The organism is Streptomyces endophyticus (assembly GCF_035798155.1).
In the GTDB taxonomy this organism is placed as follows: Bacteria; Actinomycetota; Actinomycetes; order Streptomycetales; family Streptomycetaceae; genus Streptomyces; species Streptomyces endophyticus.
Map to the genome: position 1 here is coordinate 111,819 of NZ_JAOZYC010000094.1, position 20,655 is coordinate 132,473.

Annotated in this window: 21 protein-coding genes; 12 read left to right on the plus strand and 9 right to left on the minus strand. The window is 70.4% G+C overall.

Features of this window, described 5'->3' with window-relative positions; translation table 11 throughout:
- The first annotated feature begins 71 nt into the window (after window positions 1-71).
- From OKJ99_RS13655 to OKJ99_RS13665, 3 genes are all read left to right on the plus strand, one after another.
- A complete protein-coding gene (locus tag OKJ99_RS13655) occupies window positions 72-659 on the plus strand; it encodes a TetR/AcrR family transcriptional regulator (RefSeq protein WP_326016335.1) in 588 nt (195 codons plus the stop codon).
- Window positions 656-2,041, plus strand: a complete 1,386-nt coding sequence (locus tag OKJ99_RS13660) for an MFS transporter (RefSeq protein WP_326016336.1) — start codon at window positions 656-658, stop codon at window positions 2,039-2,041. Before OKJ99_RS13655 ends, OKJ99_RS13660 begins: the two co-directional genes overlap by 4 nt.
- Before the next feature lie 45 nt (window positions 2,042-2,086).
- Window positions 2,087-2,958, plus strand: a protein-coding gene (locus OKJ99_RS13665) for an IS5 family transposase (protein WP_326016337.1) whose coding sequence is annotated in 2 segments (ribosomal slippage) — window positions 2,087-2,582 and window positions 2,582-2,958 — 873 coding nt in all. Because the reading frame shifts where the segments join, the coding sequence is not laid out codon by codon here.
- Window positions 2,959-3,117: 159 nt separating this feature from the next.
- On the opposite strand, the gene OKJ99_RS13670 is transcribed toward OKJ99_RS13665, so the two are convergent.
- On the minus strand, window positions 3,118-4,041 hold the full coding sequence (locus OKJ99_RS13670) for an NmrA family NAD(P)-binding protein (RefSeq protein WP_326016338.1): 924 nt from the start codon (window positions 4,039-4,041) through the stop codon (window positions 3,118-3,120).
- A gap of 201 nt (window positions 4,042-4,242) precedes the next feature.
- Between OKJ99_RS13670 and OKJ99_RS13675 the strand changes: the two genes are divergently transcribed.
- Window positions 4,243-4,896, plus strand: coding sequence for a TetR/AcrR family transcriptional regulator (locus OKJ99_RS13675; protein WP_326016339.1), 654 nt, complete (start codon window positions 4,243-4,245; stop codon window positions 4,894-4,896).
- A gap of 163 nt (window positions 4,897-5,059) precedes the next feature.
- On the opposite strand, the gene OKJ99_RS13680 is transcribed toward OKJ99_RS13675, so the two are convergent.
- On the minus strand, window positions 5,060-5,650 hold the full coding sequence (locus OKJ99_RS13680; protein WP_326016340.1) for a TetR/AcrR family transcriptional regulator: 591 nt from the start codon (window positions 5,648-5,650) through the stop codon (window positions 5,060-5,062).
- Between the two features lie 162 nt (window positions 5,651-5,812).
- Here OKJ99_RS13680 and OKJ99_RS13685 point away from each other — a divergent pair, with 162 nt between their 5' ends.
- Complete coding sequence (locus OKJ99_RS13685) at window positions 5,813-6,265, plus strand: iron chaperone (RefSeq protein ID WP_326016341.1); 453 nt, start codon at window positions 5,813-5,815, stop codon at window positions 6,263-6,265.
- Between the two features lie 249 nt (window positions 6,266-6,514).
- On the opposite strand, the gene OKJ99_RS13690 is transcribed toward OKJ99_RS13685, so the two are convergent.
- The 4 genes from OKJ99_RS13690 to OKJ99_RS13705 all read right to left on the minus strand — a co-directional run bounded on the left by OKJ99_RS13690 (window position 6,515) and on the right by OKJ99_RS13705 (window position 9,706).
- Window positions 6,515-7,159, minus strand: coding sequence for a LysE family translocator (locus OKJ99_RS13690; protein WP_326016342.1), 645 nt, complete (start codon window positions 7,157-7,159; stop codon window positions 6,515-6,517).
- Window positions 7,160-7,391: 232 nt separating this feature from the next.
- Window positions 7,392-8,324, minus strand: coding sequence for a hydroxymethylbilane synthase (gene hemC / locus OKJ99_RS13695; RefSeq protein ID WP_326016343.1), 933 nt, complete (start codon window positions 8,322-8,324; stop codon window positions 7,392-7,394).
- Between the two features lie 84 nt (window positions 8,325-8,408).
- A complete protein-coding gene (locus OKJ99_RS13700) occupies window positions 8,409-9,062 on the minus strand; it encodes an HD domain-containing protein (RefSeq protein ID WP_326016344.1) in 654 nt (217 codons plus the stop codon).
- A 65-nt stretch (window positions 9,063-9,127) separates the two neighbouring features.
- Window positions 9,128-9,706 (minus strand): TetR/AcrR family transcriptional regulator, encoded by a 579-nt coding sequence (locus tag OKJ99_RS13705; RefSeq protein WP_326016345.1) that lies wholly within the window; start codon window positions 9,704-9,706, stop codon window positions 9,128-9,130.
- Window positions 9,707-9,873: 167 nt separating this feature from the next.
- Here OKJ99_RS13705 and OKJ99_RS13710 point away from each other — a divergent pair, with 167 nt between their 5' ends.
- From OKJ99_RS13710 to OKJ99_RS13725, 4 genes are all read left to right on the plus strand, one after another.
- Window positions 9,874-10,425 (plus strand): hypothetical protein, encoded by a 552-nt coding sequence (locus tag OKJ99_RS13710; protein ID WP_326016346.1) that lies wholly within the window; start codon window positions 9,874-9,876, stop codon window positions 10,423-10,425.
- A gap of 371 nt (window positions 10,426-10,796) precedes the next feature.
- Window positions 10,797-11,147 carry a hypothetical protein gene (locus OKJ99_RS13715; protein WP_326016347.1) on the plus strand — a complete coding sequence of 117 codons (351 nt, stop codon included), beginning with the start codon at window positions 10,797-10,799 and terminating at the stop codon, window positions 11,145-11,147.
- A 215-nt stretch (window positions 11,148-11,362) separates the two neighbouring features.
- Window positions 11,363-11,827 carry a hypothetical protein gene (locus OKJ99_RS13720; protein WP_326016348.1) on the plus strand — a complete coding sequence of 155 codons (465 nt, stop codon included), beginning with the start codon at window positions 11,363-11,365 and terminating at the stop codon, window positions 11,825-11,827.
- Window positions 11,828-11,938: 111 nt separating this feature from the next.
- Window positions 11,939-12,367 carry a hypothetical protein gene (locus OKJ99_RS13725; protein ID WP_326016349.1) on the plus strand — a complete coding sequence of 143 codons (429 nt, stop codon included), beginning with the start codon at window positions 11,939-11,941 and terminating at the stop codon, window positions 12,365-12,367.
- 149 nt (window positions 12,368-12,516) lie between these two features.
- On the opposite strand, the gene OKJ99_RS13730 is transcribed toward OKJ99_RS13725, so the two are convergent.
- The gene (locus OKJ99_RS13730; RefSeq protein ID WP_326016350.1) at window positions 12,517-13,821 is read right to left on the minus strand and encodes an alpha/beta fold hydrolase; all 1,305 of its coding nucleotides are present in this window, start codon (window positions 13,819-13,821) and stop codon (window positions 12,517-12,519) included.
- Between the two features lie 212 nt (window positions 13,822-14,033).
- Between OKJ99_RS13730 and OKJ99_RS13735 the strand changes: the two genes are divergently transcribed.
- A complete protein-coding gene (locus tag OKJ99_RS13735; protein WP_326016351.1) occupies window positions 14,034-14,504 on the plus strand; it encodes a flavodoxin family protein in 471 nt (156 codons plus the stop codon).
- Here the strand turns inward: OKJ99_RS13735 and OKJ99_RS13740 are convergent.
- Together OKJ99_RS13740 and OKJ99_RS13745 are read right to left on the minus strand one after the other, a co-directional pair.
- Window positions 14,475-14,966, minus strand: coding sequence for a nitroreductase/quinone reductase family protein (locus tag OKJ99_RS13740; protein ID WP_326016352.1), 492 nt, complete (start codon window positions 14,964-14,966; stop codon window positions 14,475-14,477). The genes OKJ99_RS13735 and OKJ99_RS13740 overlap by 30 nt on opposite strands.
- Window positions 14,967-15,057: 91 nt before the next feature.
- The gene (locus tag OKJ99_RS13745) at window positions 15,058-16,086 is read right to left on the minus strand and encodes a LacI family DNA-binding transcriptional regulator (RefSeq protein WP_326016353.1); all 1,029 of its coding nucleotides are present in this window, start codon (window positions 16,084-16,086) and stop codon (window positions 15,058-15,060) included.
- Window positions 16,087-16,372: 286 nt separating this feature from the next.
- Here OKJ99_RS13745 and OKJ99_RS13750 point away from each other — a divergent pair, with 286 nt between their 5' ends.
- On the plus strand, window positions 16,373-19,468 hold the full coding sequence (locus tag OKJ99_RS13750) for a family 78 glycoside hydrolase catalytic domain (RefSeq protein WP_326016354.1): 3,096 nt from the start codon (window positions 16,373-16,375) through the stop codon (window positions 19,466-19,468).
- A 148-nt stretch (window positions 19,469-19,616) separates the two neighbouring features.
- Entirely contained in the window at window positions 19,617-20,330 is a 714-nt protein-coding gene (locus tag OKJ99_RS13755) for an alpha/beta fold hydrolase (RefSeq protein ID WP_326016355.1), read from the plus strand.
- Window positions 20,331-20,655: the final 325 nt, after the last annotated feature.

The following is a 20,655-nucleotide window of genomic DNA, read 5'->3' on the forward strand; positions in this document are numbered from 1 at the left end:
CCGGAACGCCCTAGCCGCCCACACACACGCCTCCGTAGACAGTGTCTACCCCCATCGGGTAGACACTGTCTATGCAGACGAACGACACCCCCGACCGCAGCCTCCGCGAGCGCCTCATCGACACCGGCGTGGCACTTGTCGACGCGGAGGGCGCGGCCGCGCTGTCGCTGCGCGAGATCGCCCGGCGGGCCGGGGTCTCGCACGGCGCGCCCCGCCGCTACTTCCCCACCCACCTCGAACTGCTGTCGGCGATCGCCCGGCGCGGCTTCACGGACCTAGGCGAACAGGCCACACGGACGCTCGCCGATTCCGCACAGGATCCGCGCGCGCAGGTCGCCGCCCTGGCGCGCGCCTATCTCGGCTTCGCGGCGGGGCACCGCGGCATGTACGAGCTGATGTTCCGCCACGACCTGCTGGAGAGCGGCGAGTTGGGGCTGCGCGAGACCAGCCTTCCGCTGTTCAAAGTGTTCGCGGACCTGGTCGCGGCAGCGCGCCCGGATACGCAACCCGCCCTCGTGGCCGGTGCGCTGTGGGCGAATCTGCACGGTGTCGCTCAGCTGTGGGGCTGGGGCAGTCTCCAACTGGCCGTCGGCGTCGAGGAGATCGAGCCGCTGCTGGCCTCGGTGCTCGACGCCCACCTGGGCCCGGCTCCCCGATGAACCCACATACGCGTCGGCGCGTCACGCTCGCCGGCAGCGTCGTCGGCGCGGTCCTGGTCGCGCTCGACGGCACGGTTCTGACCATCGCCCAGCCCGCACTCCAGGGCGACCTCGGCGCCTCGCTCGCGCAGGTCCAGTGGACCAGTACCGGGTATCTGATCGCGGTGGCGAGCCTGTTGGTGTTCGCCGGGCGGCTCGGCGACCGCTACGGGCACGCGCGGCTCTTCGGGTACGGGATGCTCGGGTTCGCGGCGGCCTCCGCCGGGATCGGTGTCACGCCGGACATCCACTGGGTGATCGCCCTGCGCGTGGTCCAGGGCGTGTGCGGCGCGCTGCTGCAGCCGGCGACGCTCGGCATGCTGCGGGCCGCGTATCCCGCGGAGTCGCTCGGTATGCCGATCGCGCTGCGCACCAGCGCGATCGGTGTCGCGGCGGCCGCGGGCCCACTGGTCGGCGGGGTGCTCACGGCGCATCTGGGCTGGCGTTCGGTGTTCTTCCTGGGCGTGCTGCCCGCGGTGGCGATCGCGGTGCTCGTCCTGGCGGGACGGGACCGGGCGGCGGTGGACGGAACGCGCGCCGTCGGGCTCGATCCGAGCGGTGCGCTGCTGCTCGCGGTGGCGCTCGGCTGCCTGGTGGCGGCGCTGGCCGCACTCCCGGGCACCGGGTGGTCGGCGGGCACGGTGCTGCTCGCGGCCGGCGCGGGGACGGCGGTGGCCGCCTTCGTCGTGCACGAACGCCGCGCGAAGGACCCGCTGTTGCCCCTCGGGCTGCTTACGTCCCCGGCCGTCGCGCCCGCGCTCGGCATCCTGCTGACGGCTTCGGCGGCACTGTTCGGCACGCTGTTCGTGGCCACGTACTTCCTTCAGGACGTGCTCGGCCTCGACCCGCTCGGCACGGCGCTGCGGATGCTGCCCGCCGCGCTGTGCATGGTGCTCGCGGCGCCGCTCACCCCGGTACTGCTGCGCCGTTACGGGTCCCGGGCGACGACGTCGGGCGGGATGCTGCTCCTGGCGGCGGGGGTGTTCGGCTTCGGCCGCCTCGACACGTCGGCGTCCCAACTGGCCATCGGCGCCTGCGCGTTCGCGATGGGCACGGGATTCGGCACGGTGATGGTCGCCGCGACGGAGTCCCTCGTCCGCCGGGCCGACCTCGGCGCGGCCGGCGTGGCGGGCGGTCTCCAGCAGACAGCGATGAACGTGGGCCCGACGCTCGGCATGGCGACGGCGACGACGCTGCTCGCGTCCGGCGCGGACTTCGTGGCATCGATGGGCGTGACGCTGACGGCGCTCGCGGTCCTGGTGCTCGCGGCCGGTGCGGTGGCGGCGCGGCTTCCCGACGGAGCCCAGCAGGGAACGGCCCGAGCCCCTGCACGAGCACCCTAGGCCGTCTATCGAAAGGGGATCTTGGGCTGTGGATGATCATGGCTCATGGGACGGGGAGATCTTACGGACGCGCAGTGGGCAGTGCTGGAGCCGTTGTTACCGAATGCTGCCGGGGTGGGGCGTCCACCGGTCTGGCCTCGGCGGCAGCTGATCGACGGCATACGGTTCCGTGTCCGGACCGGTGTTCCGTGGCGGGACATCCCTGCCGAGTACGGGCCGTGGGGCCGGGCCTATGACCTGTTCCGCAGGTGGCAGCGGAACGGCACCTGGCAGCGAATCCTCACCCGGCTCCAGTCCCTGGCCGACGCGAAGGGCGGGATCGTCTGGGACCTGAGCGTCGACTCCACGGTTTGCCGAGCCCACCAGCACGCGGCCGGAGCCCGCAATCAGGGCGATCTGCGGAAGGAACCCGGCGGCGTCTTCACCGAGCCTGATGATCACGGGCTGGGGCGGTCGCGCGGCGGGTTCACCACCAAGCTGCACCTGGCCGTCGAGCAAGGTCAGAAACCCATGTCGATGGTGGTGACGGCAGGGCAGCATGGGACTCACCGCAGTTCGAGGTCGTATTGGAGAAGGTCCGCGTGCCCCGGATCGGGCCGGGCCGGCCGCGCGTCCGACCGGTGCGCGTGCGGGCCGACAGGGCGTACGCCTCCCGCAGGAACCGTGCCTACCTGCGCCGCCGCGGGATCAGATGCACCATCCCGGTCAAGGCTGATCAGGCTCGCCATCGTCGAAAGCTTGGTTCCCGTGGCGGCCGGCCTCCCCGTTTAGACCCGGCCGACTACCGTGCGCGTCACGCGGTCGAGTGCGGAATCAACCGCCTGAAGAGGCACCGCGCCGTCGCGACACGGTACGACAAGCTCTCGGTCCGCTACGAGGCGACCGTTCTTATCGCGGCCATCGACGAGTGGCTGTGACGTGCTGCCGCGCCGGGGTGGTCTCCGTCATCACGTCGCAGGCAGAGAGCTGCCGCTAGGGAGTGGGGCATGGTCGTCCTCGCGCGGGAGACGGTGCTCCCGCGCGAGGACGACTCCGGTCTCACCGCTGCGCTGGTGAGCCCCGAGAGCTGCCTGCGTTCAGCCAGCCAGGAAGGTCCGGTCCTGCCGCGCCGCCCACTGCTCGAAGGTGGTCGTGGTCAGGCCGTAGCGGGCCGCGTGGTGGGGGCGTGCCGGGTAGCCGACGCGGTCGGTCCAGACATGGCTGTCCACCATGACAGCGTTGCGCTGTTCCTGCTCCTGGCGGGAGATGGAGACGTTGGTGATCTCTCGGCCGGCGGCCTTGGAGAGGGCCTCCGCGATCTCGGGGTACGTCAGCGCGTCGCCCGCAAGGTCGATCTCGGCTTCGTGGAACTTTGCGGGCTCGGCCACGGCGGCGGCGACGGCTGCTCCGAAGTCGTCCGCGTTGATGAGCGCCAACTTGGTCTGCGGGCTCGTCGCCGTGATCAGCTCGCCCTGCGGCAGCTCGGGGAACATGAAGGCCTGCCTGGCCCCGAGGAAGTTCTCCATGTAGAAGGCGGGCTTGAAAATGGTCCAGTGCTCCAGGCCCGACTGCCGGATCGCCTCCTCCGCGGCCTCCTTCCCGTCCCAGTACACCGTCATCGTAGGGAAGAAGTCCTTGATGTCCGGGTGCTGACTGCGCCATCCGGTCGCCGACACGGACGTGTGGACGATCTGCGTGACGCCGGCCCGCTGGGCCGCGGTGGCGATGTTGCGGGCGTGGCGCTGCTCGGAGCCGGGATCGGCCGGGTCGCCACCCGGCATCTGCATGGAGAAGACCACGTCGTGACCGGCGGCGGCAGCGTCCAGGGACGCCAGGTCGTCCATGTCTCCGGTCGCCAGGGCAACGCCCTGCCCCGCGAGCGCCTGGGCGGGCGCGGAGTCGGGGTTGCGCACGAACGCGGTCACGGGGTGTTCCGCGCGCAGGAGTGCCTGGACGACGGCGCCGCCCTGCATCCCTGTCGCCCCGGTGACCAGCACCTTCGTGTTGCCGTTGCCTGCCATGGCGCACCTTGCCTTCGGTTGATCACGTGTTGTCGGAAGTACGGGCACGAAGACCCGTCACTAAAGACCGTACAGTATCGAGTCATGGGTGTATCGAGTCGGCGATCCGTCCGAGCGGAGAGGCAGGCGATCCCGTGGCCCCGGCCCGGTCCAGGACGGGAGAGCCGAGGCCGGGAAAGGGGATGCAGTACCGTCGTGCGTATGACCAGGTCAACCCGCCCCGCTGGACGCCAGCGCCCCGGTGCTGCCTTCGGGCCCGTCCGCGACGAGGCGCGCAATGCCCGCATCATCGAAGCGGTCCTGGACCTGATCGTCGAGAACGGGTACGGGGATCTCACCATGAGTGCGGTTGCCGCGCGCGCGGAGGTGGCCAAGGCCACCGTCTACCGTCGCTGGGCCTCGCGCGAGGACCTGGTCGCCGACGCCCTGGAAACCCTCATGCTCGCCGCCGCCGTCCCGGCCGGGGCGACGGCCGCGGGGACACTGCGCGAGGACCTCATCGCCACACTGACCCAAAGGTCCGTGTGCCTGCACCCTCAAGCGCGTCACTTCTCAGCCGTGCTGGCCGCCGCCACCGCCTCTCACCCGCAGATCGCCGACACCCTCCGCGAGCGGGCCATCGCCGGGCAACGCGAAGAAATCGCCGCCTGCCTCCACCGCGCTCAAAAGCGCGGCGAGATCACCGCGGAGAGGGTCGAGCTCCTCCTGACACCGGGCAGGATGGAGATCGCCGCAGCCATCGGGTTGACGATCCTTCAGCAGGAACTCCTCGGCGCCGTCCTCGACATCGAGGGAGTGGCCCGCCTGGTGGACCAGGTGCTACTGCCTCTCATCGGCGGCATCCCCACCAGCTGAAGCCCTTCCGGCTGGCTTCTCGATTCCACGCCGTGCCTGCTCGGCTCCTGATGGTTTCGATACACGCTCTAGTGCCGCATCAGGCAACCTTCGCCCTGTTGTGCGGTTGTGACCTGTACGGTCCTCGGATCAGGAGAGTAGGTCCGACTGGTGCGGTCGAGACCTAATTGCCGGTCCCGTAGGCGGCCATGAACATGTCCAGCAGCCCGTCGACGACGCCCTCGTCGATGGGGCGGGTTGACAGCAGGCTGCGGTAGTACAGGGTGCCGCACAGTACCTCGGCGGCGTATTCCAGATTCGCTTCCGCGGTCAGTTCACCGGTGCGCTGGGCGCGGGTGATTCGGTCGAGGGTGCTCTGCTCGACGGTGACCAGGAATCGTTCGTGCAGGGTCGCCCGCAGCATTGAATCGGCCTGCGCCTCGGCGATGACTGCGCGGTAGACGGGTCCGATCGGCGGGCTGGAGAGGGCGAGGCCCGAGCGTAGGAACTGTTCGCGCAAATCCGCGCGGACGTCCCCGGTGTCGCGGTAGTCCAGGTCGCTGGTCCACACGCGGCTGAGCGCGTCCAGTAGCAGCGCCGACATGGACGGCCAGCGCCGGTAGATCGTGTGCTTTCCGACCCCGGCCCTTCGGCCGACCGCCTCGATGCTCAAGCCCGCGTATCCGACCTCCGCAGCCAGATCGAGGGTTACCTGCAGCAGCGCTTCGGTGCGCGCGGCGCCTCGGCGCCTCGGCGTGGCGGGCGTGTCGGTCATGCCGCCATCCTAACGGCACAAGGCGTGCCGTTGACAATGTCGAAGGCTGCGCGCAGTATTCACACTCGATCGGCACGCCACGTGCCGATGTCGGATGCGGCGGCACGTCGCCACCCGCGCGCCCAAGATCCAGCACATCAGACCCTCAGAGGGAGATCTGCCATGAGCAGCACCGAAAGCAGCACGCACGAGGGATTCACTGCCGAGGAGCGGGCCGCGATGAAGGACCACGCCCAAGAGCTGAAGACGGCAGCCCGCCGCAGTTCGCGCGCGGACAAGGCGGCGGAGGCGGAGCGAGACGTGCTCGCGAAGATCGCCGAGATGCAGGACTCGGACCGGATCATGGCTGAGCGGGTCCATGCCGTCATCACAGCCGGCGCCCCAGCCCTCGCGCCGAAGCTCTGGTACGGGATGCCCGCCTACGCACTGGACGGCAAGGTCGTGTGCTTCTTCCAGAGCGCGGCGAAGTTCAAGGCGCGCTACGCGACGCTCGGGTTCAGCGACCAGGCGAAGCTGGACGAGGGCACGATGTGGGCGGCCGGTTTCGCCCTGACCGAGGTGACGGCCGAGGTGGAGGCGCGGATCAGTGCACTCGTGAAGCGGGCGGTGAGCTAAGGCGCGCGGGCGGGGCCTGTGGCACCTTGCGTGCTTGGCGGCCTGGCGCTGCTGGCACAGCATCTGCTGCGCGCCTTCACTGGCAACGTCGAGGCGCCAGGCCGACCTCAGCAGGTGGCAAATCCCGCCAACTACATGCTCAGTCGCAGATGTGACGCTCCGTCTGGGTGCCGCTTCGGATCATCCGCAGGGGCACCGGGTCGGTGGTGACCTGGCGGCGGACCCGGACGGTGCTGGTGCGGGCGCGGTTCAGCCGGACACAGGCGTGCGGGACAGCGCCGTGCGCAGCGCGAAGACGCCGAGCAGGCCGCCTGCCGTGAACCGCTGGGCGGTCATGGCGCGGGGGCGGGCGGCCAGGAAACCCGACACCCGTGCCGCACCCAGCATGATCACGGCGTTCACGGTCATCCCCACGATGATCTGGACGGCGCCGAGTTGGAGCAGCTGGCTCCAGGCCGGCCCGGCGTGCGGGTCGAGGAACTGGGGCAGCAGCGCGGCGTACATGAGCGCGATCTTGGGGTTGAGCAGGTTGGTCAGCAGCCCCATCGAGAACAGGCGGGCGTCGGAGACCGGAGGCAGGTCCCCGGCCGGGGCGAACGGCGAGCGGCCGCCGGGCTTGAGCATGCTCCAGGCGAGGTAGGCCAGGTAGGCAGCCCCGGCGAGCTTGACCACCAGGAACGCCACCGGCACGGCGGCGAACAAGGCGGACAGCCCCGCGGCCGCGGCCAGCAGATAGGCCACGAATCCCACGGCCGTCCCGCTCAGGCTGACCAGGCCCGCCCTGCGCCCTTGGGTGATGGCGCGGGACGCGAGGTGGATCATGTTCGGTCCCGGCGTGAGGGCCATGCCCAGTTCGATCAGGGCCACTCCCCCGACTGCGGTCGCACTGATCACCGGTCACCCTCCTCGTCGCTCGTCGGGCGCCTGATGCGGATGGGGGCACCCGGGTGCGGCGGACGGCTGTGACGCATGGCCGCAACCGTGAAGCCCGAACACCCGTGCCACAGATTACGCGATCAGGGGAACCGGCCGGTCAGGCGAACCAGCCAGTCACGGGAGCCAGCCGGCCAGAGGAGCCAGCCAGTCAGGGGGACCAGGCCGCCAGAGGAACCGGCCGGTCAGGCCATCAGTGCGGAATCCCGTCGATCAGTTCCCGCGCCCCCTGCCGCAGCAGCGCCACCGCCACCGACATCCCCAGCGTCGCCGGGTCCAACGGCCCCGCCCACTCCTGCGCGTTGAGCACCCGCTTGCCGTCGGGGGTGAACACACAGCCGCGCAGCGACAGGTCGCCGGAGCGTTCTGCGCGGGCGTAGCCGGCGATCGGTGAGTTGCAGTGGCCCTGCAGGACGTGCAGGAACATGCGCTCGGCCGTTGCCTCGCGCCAGGTATCGCGGTCGCCGAGACCGGTCACCGCCTCCAGCGTCGACTCGTCGCCCTCGCGGCACTGCAGCGCCAGGATCCCGGCGCCGATCGGCGGGCAGATCGCCTCCGGCGAGAGGACCTCCGTGATGACGTCGGTGCGCCCGATCCGTTCGAGCCCCGACAGCGCTAGGAGGAGGACGTCCGCGTCGCCCGCCGCCATCTTCTCCATGCGACGGTTGGCGTTCCCGCGCATCGGGACGCATTCCAAGTGCGGGTGGGAGGCCGCGAGTTGGGCGACGCGGCGGACCGAGGACGTGCCGACCCGGGTGCCTTCGGGCAGCTCGTCGAGGGTGCGGCCCGCCGGGTCGATCAGTGCGTCCCGTACGTCGTCCCGCTTCAGGTACGCGCCGAACGTGCAGCCCTCGGGCAGCGGCCGGTCGGCCGGGATGTCCTTGAGGCAGTGCACGGCGAGGTCGGCCTGCCCGTCGAGCAGCGCCCGGTCGACCTCCTTGGTGAACGCGCCCTTGCCGCCGAGCTTCGACAGGTCGCCCATCCACTTGTCACCGCTGGTCGTGACCGGCACGACCTCGGTCCGGATCCCGGGGTGCAGCGCGGCGAGTTCGGCGCGGACACGCTCCACCTGGGCCAGAGCCATCGGCGACGAACGGGAGACGATTCGGATCAACTCGGCTGACATGCCGACACGATAGCCCCTTCGGCGTGACGGGGATCGACACCCCCGCGCGCAGTGGGCCGCCCTCACCGGGGCCTCACCGGGCCCTCACCGGGGCTCGGCACTCCGCGACCAGCCGCGCGCCTCACCCTCGTCGATGAGCCGCCGCCCGGCCTCCCACAGCGACGCCGACGCCTCCCCGATCACCGCTTTGCGGGCGCGGACGTCGTCGGCGGTGACGCCCGGGGTGCGCCAGGTGCCCCCGCGTGCCATCCAGTTGAGGAGGAGGGGCTGCAGCCGGTCCATCGCCTTGGCGAACGCCGCTTCAGGGGTGCGCCGTTCCTCGAACTCGTCCCACAGCGCCCTCATGCGCCGGCCCTGGTCCGTCGGGAGCAGAGCGAACAGTTCGTCGGCCGCGGCACTCTCGCGCTCCTGCTGATCGTCGCCCGCGGCACTGTCATACAGGGGCGTGTCCCCGGCGTAGATCTCCACCAGGTCGTGCAGGAGCACCAGTTGGACGGTGTGCCCGACATCGATGGGACGGTCGGAGTGCTCGGCGAGGACGCTCACCATCATCGCCAGGTGCCAGGAGTGCTCCGCGTCGTTCTCCCGGCGATCCGCCGCGGCCAGCGGGGACTGCCGAAGGACGGTCTTGAGCTGATCCACCTCGACGAGAAAGGTGAGTTGGTCCCGCAGTCGGTCGTCGAGGCCTTCGGGGAAGGGCGTCTTGTCGGCAAGCAGGCTGCGGCGCTCGTCACTCATGTCTTCATCGTGGCATGTGCCGACCGGCCCGCGGCATCCCGCCGCTCCCCCATGGAGGCGGGTCCTCATGCAGGGCGCAGGATGCCTTCCACCCCGTGCAGGAACGTCTCGGAGATGAGCGCGGGGTCGAAAAGGCAGCCGGCGGCCATGGCGCCGTCCCGCAGCATGACGAAATGCCGGCCTGCCGCGTCCGCGGGCGTGCAACCGGCCTGGTCGAGCAGCTCGACGGCGGTCTCCAGGAACCATTGGCGATGCGCCAGTACGGCCTGGTGGACCGGGTGGGACGGGTCGGGGTATTCGGCCGCGGCGTTCAGGAAGGCGCAGCCGCGAAAGCCCGAGGACCGGATGCCCTCGGTGATCGTGCGGGCGACGGCGCGGACCGTGTCGGGGGCCGGCAACTCCTGGGCGCGGACGGCCTCGACCTGGCCCCGGATGGCCTGGTCGGCCTGGAGCAGATAGGCGAGGACGAGTTCTTCCTTGCCCTTGAAGTGCCGGTACAGCGTGGCCCGGGTGACCTGGGCCTCTTCGATGATCCGGTCCACACCGACCGAGTGGATCCCCTCGGTGTAGAAGATGCGGGTCGCCGTGGAGAGCAGCCGCGTCCGCGCCTCGGACGTCCTGCCGCCTGTCGTGCTCGCGCTCATGGCGCCACCGTACCAGGCAGACGAGGGAGAACGTTCGGTCTTGACGGCGGGCCGCGGACGGCCTTAGATAAAAAGAGACCGAACGTTCTCCCTCGGTCGAGCGCTCCGGCGCGGCACGCCTTCACGCCTCTTCACGCCTTCTTCTCTGCCCTTCGAAAGGGATCCTCATGGAAACCGTCGTCTCCACGCCCGCCCCCGCAACGAGCCCCGTCGCGGCGCTGCGCCGCCTGTACCTGCTCCGCTTCGCCTTCGCGGCCGTGTGGGCCGGCCTGCTGATCACGAGCGCCGACACCTTGGGACCCCTCAGCAAGACGCTGCTGGTGCTCTATCCCTTGTTCGACGTGGCCTGCGCGATCGTCGACGTACGCTCCGCCAGGGCCGACCGCGGTCCGGTGCGCGGCCTCTACGCGAACATCGCGCTCAGCGTCCTGACCACCGCCGGGCTGATCGCGGCCGTCTCCTCCGGCATCCCGGCCGTGCTGCGCGTGTGGGGCGCCTGGGCCATCACCGCGGGCCTCGTCCAACTGACCGTCGGCGTCCTGCGGCGCGGCATGGGCGGACAGTGGCCGATGATCGCCAGCGGCGGCATCTCGGCCCTCGCCGGGGCCTCCTTCCTCGCCCAGGCGGCGAAGGCCGACGCCTCCCTGACCAACCTGGCCGGATACGCCTTCCTCGGCGGCGTCTTCTTCCTCGTCTCCGCGCTTCGCCTGCGGCGGTAAGGCAGATGCGGCGGTAAGGCAGCACCGCGGTGGAGGGCAGCCCCTGCGCTTCCCCATCGTCAACTTCGAGCCGTGCCAAGAGTGCGCCGCTGAACCAGAGACGCTCGCCGCCCCCGTCGCCGCACTGCTCACCACCACCGCGGTCCGGCCGACTCGGCGCACTCACGGGCATCGAGCTCGTCAACGATCCGGCCATCCTCCCGGGAACCCTCCACCTCCGCCCCCGAAAGGCAACACCATGCACTGCGAAGACTGCACCGGCACCATCTGCCCCGAAAACTACCGCTTGCGAACCCTGTCCCTACGACCTCTCCCACCGCTGCGCCTGTGAATGCCGTCGCTTCGCAGGCCGCGCCAGTGAGGACTGACCCATGCCTCTCGCACTCCGCACCGCTCGCGCCTACCTCCTCGCCGCGGCCGCGCTCACCGCCGGTGGCGTCCACGTGGGCGTCACCGAATCCCCCTGGCTGTGCCTCCCGAGCCTGTGCCTCGCCGCGGTCCTCGTCCTGTGCGCCCTGCACTCGTACGCCGAGCACCAGGCGTCCTCGCCGCGTGCGAGCGCGCACGGCGTGCCGCGCTCGGCGAGGAGCTCGACGCCGCGCCGCCGTACTGCCGCCTCGGCCACCGCTCACACGGGTACGCCCACGGCACGGGCCGCGTGCGCCCGCCCGACCCGCGCAGTCCCAGAGTCGCGAACTCGTAGGACGCACTCAAGAAGGTAGGGCCGCCTGACCGCCTGACGAGTTGTGCAGCTCACTGCTCTACTCGGGATACCGGGCAGGCGTACCGGCCCTCGACGACGCCGCCCTCTACGACGCCATCGCCGACGGGCCGCCGGCCGAGCCGCTCCCCGTGAGCCGTCACGCGAATGGCCAGGGCATCGACCTGTGCGACCGACCTTGCCGTCACGCTGCAGATGGGGCCAGAGTCTGGCTTCATGATCGCTCAGATAGTGACGCTCGTCGGTGTCCTCGTCGGTGCCCTGACCTCATTCCTGGCGACGACCATGGCCGAGCGCACCCGACATCAACGAGCCATGGCGACACGCTGGGACGAGCGGAAGCTCGACACCTACATCGAGTACGCGGCGTGCGTGAAGGAAATATCCAGCACGGCCAAGCGAGCCCGCCGGAGCGCGGAGGGAACGGATGACCGGCGGGAGTTCCTCGCGGCGATGGAGACGGCCGAGCTGAGGAGAAGCGTGCTGTTCGAGACGCTCGTCCTCCTGGCGTCGTCAGCGGCGGTCGAAGCCGCGCGCGAAGTCAACGTCGCCCTGTGGCAGGAAGAGAACGCGGCCCGCGAAGGGTCCGCTCCCTCGGAAGGGGGGCTTAGGCTCATTGAACTCATCAACCGCTATCACGAACAGGCCCGAGTCGATCTGGGCGTTCAGCACAGCGCCTGACGCAACGACAGCTTCGCAACGTCTCGCACGGAGAACGCGCGGCCGAGGATCGTGCCGTCGACTTCCTGCTGCACGGCCACCACCGGGCCACACAACCCGAAGGGGACACGCATGGCGGCGCAGTGCAAGCTCTACCGCAACACCCCGCAGCTCATCGCACCCCGGACGTGGACGCTGGTCACCTACGAACGGGCGATCCGTAACGACCGGGGCATGGAGCAGGACCTGGCACTGATCGTGCCCGACCGCGACGGGGATTTCGTGTGGGCGCGGAACATCCGCTGGGAGCCGGTCACCCAGCCCGAAGGGGACGTCAGAGTCCGCCAGTTCATGTCGCGGTTCATCCGCGACCCCCACGGCATCCGTGACGACACCGGGGCCGGGGACCGGATGGACTCACCGGGCCGCGACTGGGACACCACGATGTGGCCGTTCTTCGGCCGTGCCGGGCAGCCGGTCGGCGTCGAGGTGTGGCACGACCACCACGAGCCGGCCGCGGTCGGGCACGCGCAGTTCGTCGGTATGACGTGGGACTACTGACGAAGGCTCGGCCAAGACCGATCCGTGGTCCGCGCCGCGGTCGGCATCCAGCAGGCGGCCCGGCGGCACCGCCCACCACCGCGGCGGCCGGGTCCGGGCAGGGGCATGCGGGCATCGCATGACCCTGCCCGGGGTTCGATGGCTGGTTCTTACGCCTCGCCCCGCGCCATCGCCAGCAGCCGGTCCAGCACGCGCGGGCCGCCCGCCCGCAGCCCGTCGTGCTCGAACTCGTTCGTCACCCACGGCCGAAGGCCGCGGATGGTCCGGGCCGTGCGCAGCGCGTGCTCCGTGTCCACGTACATGTCGTCGTGGTAGACGGCGGCGACCGCCGGGACCTCGTTCGCGGCGAGCCGCGTCGGGTCGTACAGCGGCGCCCAGTCGGTGCGGGCCGCGACCCGCTGTGCGACCTCGCGCAGCGGGCGCAGCGCCGGGTCGCTGTCGAACTGCCACGGGTGGACGGTCTCGCCGGTGAACAGCAGCGGCCCGCCGCCCGCGAGGGTCTTCTCCCCGTCGAACTGCGGGAATTCACCGCGTACGCGCTCCGCGGACCAGTCGGTGGCCCGGCCGCCCTGCGCGTAGATCGCCTCGTGCACCAGGGCGTACAGCGGGTGGGAGCGGTACGAGAGCGCGCCCGCGACCCGTTCGCAGAACGCGTCCGACAGCTCCCGCCCGCCCGGAGTCCGCACGAACGCGTCCTCAAGGAGGTAGTGCAGCCGGTCGCTGCCATCCCCCGCGCCGAGCCAGATGCCGAGGGACTGGAAGGCGGGGACGGTCAGCCGGTAGCCGTTCGGCAGGACGGGCTCGTGGTCGAGCACGTACGCGGCGATGTCCCGCGCCCGCTCGATGTCCATCGGGTAACGGGCGTAGTGCGCACGCACCTTGCGCTCGACGCGCGGGTACGCGGCCCGGTAGACGTCGTCCGCGTGGCCGTCGAGCGTCGGCAGGCCGCCCGTGACGATCGCGGTCTCCAGGCCCTCCGGCGCGGACGACAGATACCGGACGGCGCAGAAGCCGCCGAAGCTCTGGCCGAGGATCGTCCAGGGCGCGCCGCCGGTGACCTCCCGGCGGATGAACTCGCAGTCGCGCACGATCGAGTCGGCACGGAAGTGCCCTACGTAGGCCGCCTGCTGTTCGGCGTCGCCGCGCAGCGGAAGCGTCTGGCGGTTGACGGTGGCGGAGGCGCCGGTGCCGCGCTGGTCGAGGAGGAGGACCCGGTAGTCCTTGAGCGCGCGGCCGAGCCAGGCCGCCGGGCCGGAGAAGCGGTTGGCGCCGAAGCCGGGGCCGCCCTGGAGGTAGAGCAGCCACGGCAGGTTCTCGTGCGCGCGCCCCGGAGCCACGGCCTCGCGCGCGAAGAGCTCGATGCGCTCCCCGTCCGGGACGTCGTGGTCCAGGGGTACGGAGAATCGGCGGTCGGTCAGGACGACCCCGGCCTGTCGGTAACTGGCGGCGCTCAATGCGGCTCCTGTGCGGCGGTGCGGATGGTACGGATGGTTCGTCCGCCCAGTTTCCCACCCAGGTTTCTCGCCCCGGTCTCCCACTCCGGTTTCCCGCCCCGGTGATCGACCGGTGTCACATCCGGCGCTCCTGAACTGTCCTCTCTGTAGAAGCGGCTACAGAGATCAGAGACAGAAGCCAGAGACGGAAGCCAGAGAAAAGGAGCGTGAGGATGAAGGCCGTCATCGTGTGCCACTCCGTATCGCACGGCAATACTCGCCGCGTCGCCGACACCATGGCCGAGGCCCTGGACGCGAAGGTCGTCTCCCCGGAGGAGGCCGACCCCGCGGAACTCGCGGACGCCGACCTCGTGGGATTCGGCTCCGGCGTCTTCAACACCAAGCTGCACCCCCGCCTGACCGACTTCGCCAGGGCGCTGCCCGCCGGTCGGGGCCGGGCCTTCGTCTTCGCCACCAGCGGGCTCCCCGAGACACCGCTGACGCGATTCGCCCGCCCCCTGGTCCGTCTCCTCGAAGGCAAGGGGTTCGCGGTGGAAGAGACCTTCTCGTGCAGGGCGTTCGACACCTGGGCGCCCTTCAAGCTGGTCGGCGGCATCAACAAGCAGCGGCCGAGCGAAGGGGACCTCACCGCGGCACGGGAGTTCGCCACGCGGCTACGGGACGGTCGGGGACCGGTGACCTGAGAGGGGCTCCAGCACCACCACCGTGGTCTCGAACGACCGCTTCGCCGCATACGCGTCCAGGTTCTTCTCGATCTCACGCCAGCGGTCCCACAGCCGCGCCCGTTCGTCGCCCGTCGCGGCGCGCGCCCGCACCGTCCGCCGACCAGTGACCGTCTGGACCATCGCTTCGGGGTGTGCCTGAAGGTTGAGCCACCAGGCGGGCTCGCCTTCGCCCCACCCGTTCATCGCCAGCGTGACCAGATGCGGACCGTCCTGTACGTAGGCGACGATGACGCCGCGCGGGCGTCCCGAACGGCGCCCCATGGTGGTCAGCCGCAGGGTGCCCCACTTGTTGGGGCGCGGCTTCCACAGCCCGATCCGGCCGCCTGAGGCCCGGTGCACGCCCCGGTGCACCGACCAGGCCAGGCGGATGAACCAGCGCGGCGGGAGCCACGGCGCTTTCGTACGGTCCCGGGCCGGCATGGCGACCTCCCCCACGCACTGTTGGCTGCGGTTCCGGAGCACGCTAGTTGCGGGCGACCGCCCCGGGTAGGGCCGAACGGTCCGCTGACGCTCAGCGCGCGCCCAGGCTCGATCCGCGCACCACCAACTCCGGCTGGAGCACCACCCGTCGGTGCTCGTGCGCACGCCCCGGGTCGTCCGCCGCCTCGATCTCCTCCAGAAGGAGGTCCGCGGCAAGTGCGCCCATGTGGACCGCGGGCTGGCGCACCGAGGTGAGCGGGACCGCGGCCGCCGCCGCGAACTCGATGTCGTCGTAGCCGACGATCGCGATGTCGTCGGGGACCCGGACCCCGGCGGCGTACAGGGACTGCAGGACGCCGAGGGCGAGGAGGTCGTTGGCGCAGAAGACGGCGGTGGGGCGCTCGGTGAGGCCGAGGAGGCGGGCGCCAGCGTCGCGACCGGCGGCCACGTCGAGGCGTTCGGTCGGGAGTTCGCGCAGCGCGGAGGCAGGGAGACCGGCCTCTTTCAGGGCGCGCAGGGCGCCTTGGCGGCGGTCCTCGACCTGGTTGAGCGTGCGCGGTCCGCTGACGTAGGCGATGCTGCGGTGTCCCGCGTCGATGAGGTGGCGCACGGCGAGCGCGCCGCCGTTGACGTCGTCGACGGAAACCGAGCACTCGGTGGCGCCCTCGGCGACCCGGTCGACCAGGACGAACGGGATGTCGTGCCGGCGGAAGGCCTCCACGGTGGGGCCGGTCGCCTCGGCGGGCGTCAGGAGGACCCCGCGTACCCGCTGCTCGGCGAAGAGCGACAGGTAGTCGGCCTCCTCGGCGGGGCTCTGCGCGCTGTTGCACACCATCACCCCGAGCCCGGTGTCGCGCGCGGCACGCTCGGCGCCGCGCGCGACGTCCACGAAGAACGGGTTGCCCATGTCGAGGACGAGCAGGCCGATGATGCGGCTGCGTCCGGCGCGCAACTGGCGCGCCGACTCGCTGCGGACATAGCCGAGCCGTTCGATGGCGGCCTGGACGCGGGCACGCGTCGCGTCGGCCACGGCCTCGGGCCGGTTGATCACATTCGAGACCGTGCCCACGGACACCCCCGCTTCGCGGGCTACGTCCTTGATCCCCACGGACTGTCCCATCGGGTGTGGTCCTCCTGGTGAGCTGGTGCGGCAGTGGGAGTGTACGTGGCGGGGCCCGTCCGGTGTTCGACACATCGGACGACCGGGTGAATCGTTTTGATTTCTACGGCCATCCAACCAGCGGAGCGCGCCTCATCCCGCCCGCATCCGCCCATCCTGTCGCACCAGTGGGCCACAGACACTTACAGACACCACAGGCAAACCTCATGCACGCCCCTTGCCTCTCGAAGCGCGTACCTGAATCGTTTGAACCGGAACACCTTCACCGACGAAGGGACACCCCGAGATGCGCAGCGACATACGTCGCAGAACCGTCCTCGCCGCGAGCGCGGGCGCGGTGCCCGTCCTCGCGGCCGCGGCCCCGTCCGCCGCCGCGACGACCTCCACAGGACCCGCCGCCCTCCCCGCTCCCCCCAACGGCGCGGTCACCGGCCTCACCACCGAACACCGCGTCGACCCCCTCGGCACCGACGCCACCCGCCCCCGCTTCGGCTGGCGGCTCGGTTCGCCGAAACGGGGCCTGGCGCAGGGCGCGTACCGGATCCGGGTGGCGTCCAGCGCCGCGCGGCTCGCCCGCGCCGACGTGTGGGACAGCGGCCGCGTGACGTCGCCCGACTCGGTGGCCGTGCGCTACGACGGGCCCGAACTCACGGCGTCCACCGGGTACTTCTGGTCCGTGACGGTGTGGGACGCGGACGGCCGCGAGGTCGGCACCTCCCCCGCCGCCCGCTTCGAGACCGCCCTGCTCAGCAGCGACGGCGTCACCCGCTGGGACGGCGCCCAGTGGATCGGCATGAAGGGCAAGAAGCCCAACTCGGCGGGCGCGCCGCTGCTGCGGAGCCACACCGCGCTGCGCAAGGGCCGGATCCGCGAGGCACGGCTGTACGTGACGGCCCTCGGCGTCTACGAGGCGTACGTCAACGGCGAGCGCGTCACGGTCCCCGAGGGCGAAGACCGCACGCTCGAACTGCTCACCCCGGGCTGGACCAACTACGACACGAGCGTCAACTACATGACGTACGACGTCACGGAGTTGGTCACACGCGGCGGCGGCCGTGACGTGACGCTCGCCGCCGTGCTCGGCAACGGCTGGTACAACGCGCGCGTCTCGGAGGGAAGCAAGTACTACTCCAAGGACGGCAATCCGCTCGCCCTCAAGGCCAAGCTGCTGGTCCGCTACGCCGACGGCAGCACGCAGAGCGTCGTCACCAAGCCGGGCGCCGGGTGGAAGGCCACCGACACCGGCCCGCACCGCGCCGACGACATCTACGACGGCCAGACCTACGACTCCCGCAAGGAACTCACCGGTTGGACGGCGAGCGGCTTCGACGCCTCGAAGTGGTCGGACGTGGAGGAGGTCGGCTACGCCGCCAAGTACCCGGACGCCAAGCTGACCGCCTACCCCGGCGAGACGGCCCGCCTGATGGAGAAGTGGGACCGCACGCCCCAGTCGGCGACGGTCTACTCCGAGGTCACGGGCGAGGAGTCGAGCGCCAACGGCAAGGGCCGCATCGTCCCCGACCCCGCCCGCTCCACCAGCGGCGAGCCGGGCCCCCTCACCCTGCGCCCCGGTGACACCGCCGTCTTCGACCTCGGCCAGAACATGGTCGGCGTTCCCCAGTACACGCTGCGCGGTCCCGCCGGAGCCGAAGTCGTCGTCAGGTTCGGCGAGATGCTCAACGACGACAGCAAGGGCGCGGACGGCCCGGTGGGCTCGCTCTACCGGGCGAATCTGCGCTCGGCGAAGGCCACCAGCACGTACGTCCTCAAGGGCGCGGGCGACGGCGAGACACACCAGGACTCGCTCACCTTCTACGGCTTCCGCTACGTGTCGGTGGAAGTGACGACGAAGGACGCCGAGGTCACGGTCTCCGGCCTCACCGGCAAGGTCGCCACCTCCGCCCTGCGCGAGACCGGCAGCATCACGACCAACGACGACGACGTCAACCAGCTGATCAGCAACGTCCATTGGGGCCAGCGCGGCAACTACCTGTGGGTGCCGACCGACTGCCCGCAGCGCGACGAGCGGCTCGGCTGGACCGGCGACACGCAGGTGTTCTCCAGCACCGGCCTCTACAACACGGACTCCGTCGCCTTCCTCAGTCACTTCGAGGACATCCTGATCGAGTCGCAGAAGACGTACGGCGTCGACGGCGCGCAGTTCACTGCGGTCGCACCCGGCAACCGGTACAACGCGGCGGAGCCGTGCAGCGGTTGGGCGGACTGCGGGGTCGTCGTGCCGTGGACGGTGTGGCAGATGAGCGGCGACCGGACCATCATCGACCGCAGCTGGGACGCGATGGTCCACTACATCGACTGGATCAAGAAGAAGGGCGGCGACAGCTACGCCGGCCAGGGCGCGATCTTCGCCGACTGGCTCGCCTTCCAGAACACCGGCACCCAGCTGATGAGCGACGTCTACTACGCGTACAGCGTCCGCCTCATGTCACAGATGGCGCGCGCGACAGGCCGGACCGCGGAGTCGAAGGCGTACGAGGACCTCTTCACCCGTATCCGCCGCGCCTTCATGGCGAAGTACGTCGCGGTCGACGGCGACAAGATCACCGTCCGGTCCAGCCTCGGCGGCAAGCCGGTCATGGGCGGCGACCCGGAGGACAACAGCCAATCGGCCCTCCTCTGGGTCCTCAAGCTCGGCCTCTACGACACGCAGGCCCAACGCCGCGCGCTGGTCGGCCTGTTGGCGGACAACATCGGCAACGACGCGGCGTACAAGGCCGCCCACCCCGACAGCGCCCGCGTCGACTACGCGGAGAACACCCTCTCCGTCGGCTTCCTCGGCGCGAACGTCCTGGCCCCGGTCCTCACCGACGAGGGCCGCCCCGACCTCGCGTACAAGCTGCTGCACCAGGACGCGATGCCCTCCTGGCTCTACTCGGTGAAGAACGGCGCGACGACGATCTGGGAACGCTGGAACTCCTACTCCAAGGACGACGGCTTCGGCCCGGTGGAGATGAACTCCTTCAACCACTACTCGTACGGCGCGATCATGGAGTGGATGTACACATACATGGCGGGCATCGCCGGCGACCCCGACCACCCCGGCTTCCAGCGCTTCCGCCTCCAGCCGCACCTCGACCCGACCGGGAAGATCACCGAGGTCGACGGCCGACACCTCTCGCCGTACGGCGAGATCACCAGCAAGTGGTCCCTGTCCGACGACGGCACACTCTCGTACGAAGCCGTGGTCCCGGCCAACACCGAGGCCACGCTGTCCCTGCCGGCCGTCTCCGCGGACGCGGTGCGCGAGGGCCGCACACCACTGGCGAAGACCGCCGGGGTGCGCTTCGAGGGCTTCGCGGACAAGGTGGCGACGTATCGGCTGGGGCCGGGGAGGTATCGGGTGACGAGTTCGGTGCGCTGACGTCAGCACGCTGAGGGGCCTGGGGCGGCTCCAGGGTTCGGGGCGGCCCAGGCCACTCTCTCCGTGGCGACGGCAGTAGCGACGGCGCCAAGACACAGGCGTACGCCACGGTCAGGAGAGCAATCGACGTCCCGGATACGGTACGGGCATGGTGAATTTCGTGCTGGTTGCAGGCGCGCGGCTCGGGGCGTGGGCGTGGGACGAGGTGGTGCCGTATCTGCGTACACCGGGCCATGGTGTCTACCCGTTGACGCTGTCCGGTCTTGCTGAAAAGCGGGGCGTACCCGCGCGGCAAGCGACCCACGTCCAGGACATCGTTTCCGAAGTGGAACGCCAGGATCTGCGTGACGTGGTCCTGGTCGGTCACAGCTATGCAGGCATCCCGGTCGGCCAGGCCGCGGAGCGGATCGGCGACCGGCTGGCCCGCGTGATATTCGTCGACTCAAGTGTTCCAACTGACGGCGAGTCGTTTGTCTCGGCCTGGCCAGATGGCGGGGCGTCGGTGAAGGCTTCGATCGCCGAGCACGGTGGGTTCTGGCCGCCCGTGCCAGCTGCCCACTATGACGGCGAGGATCTCACCGAGGCGCAGATTGCGCGAATAGTCCGTGGCTCAACGCCTCACCCGGGCGCCACGCTGACCGAGCCCGCCGTGCTCGCGGGGCCACTCAGTGAACTTCCGGCGACGTACATCCTTTGCCTGATCGCGGGGACCGAGCCCGAGGATGCCGAGCCCGACGAAGACGTGGCCAAGCTGCTGAACAGCAAGCACTGGCGGCTGGCCAAGATGGTCACCGGCCATTGGCCGATGTTCTCCCGGCCGCGTCAACTGGCGCAGATTCTCATCGATTCCGCCGTGGAGTGACAGCACGTCCATGCATGCGGGCTCCCCACCGGTCGAGGCCGTGGGATGGAGCTTCTTCATCCGAGTCGTATGCCCACACCTATGCCCGCCGCCTCCGGCACACGCAGCGAAGGGGAACCCGCACCTTGGGCCTGGAGCGGGCGGTTCAACTCCTTCGCCAGCATGGCCAACCGGTGCGTCTCGGGCAGATCACCGCCGCCGACAGGACCTGGGCCTTCATGCTTTTCCTCACCGAGGATGCCGAATCACTAGGACTTGTCCGGCCGATCAAGGTCGGCCCAGGGGGTTCTGCAAGGATGCTGTGATGCAGCACATGCCGGATGAC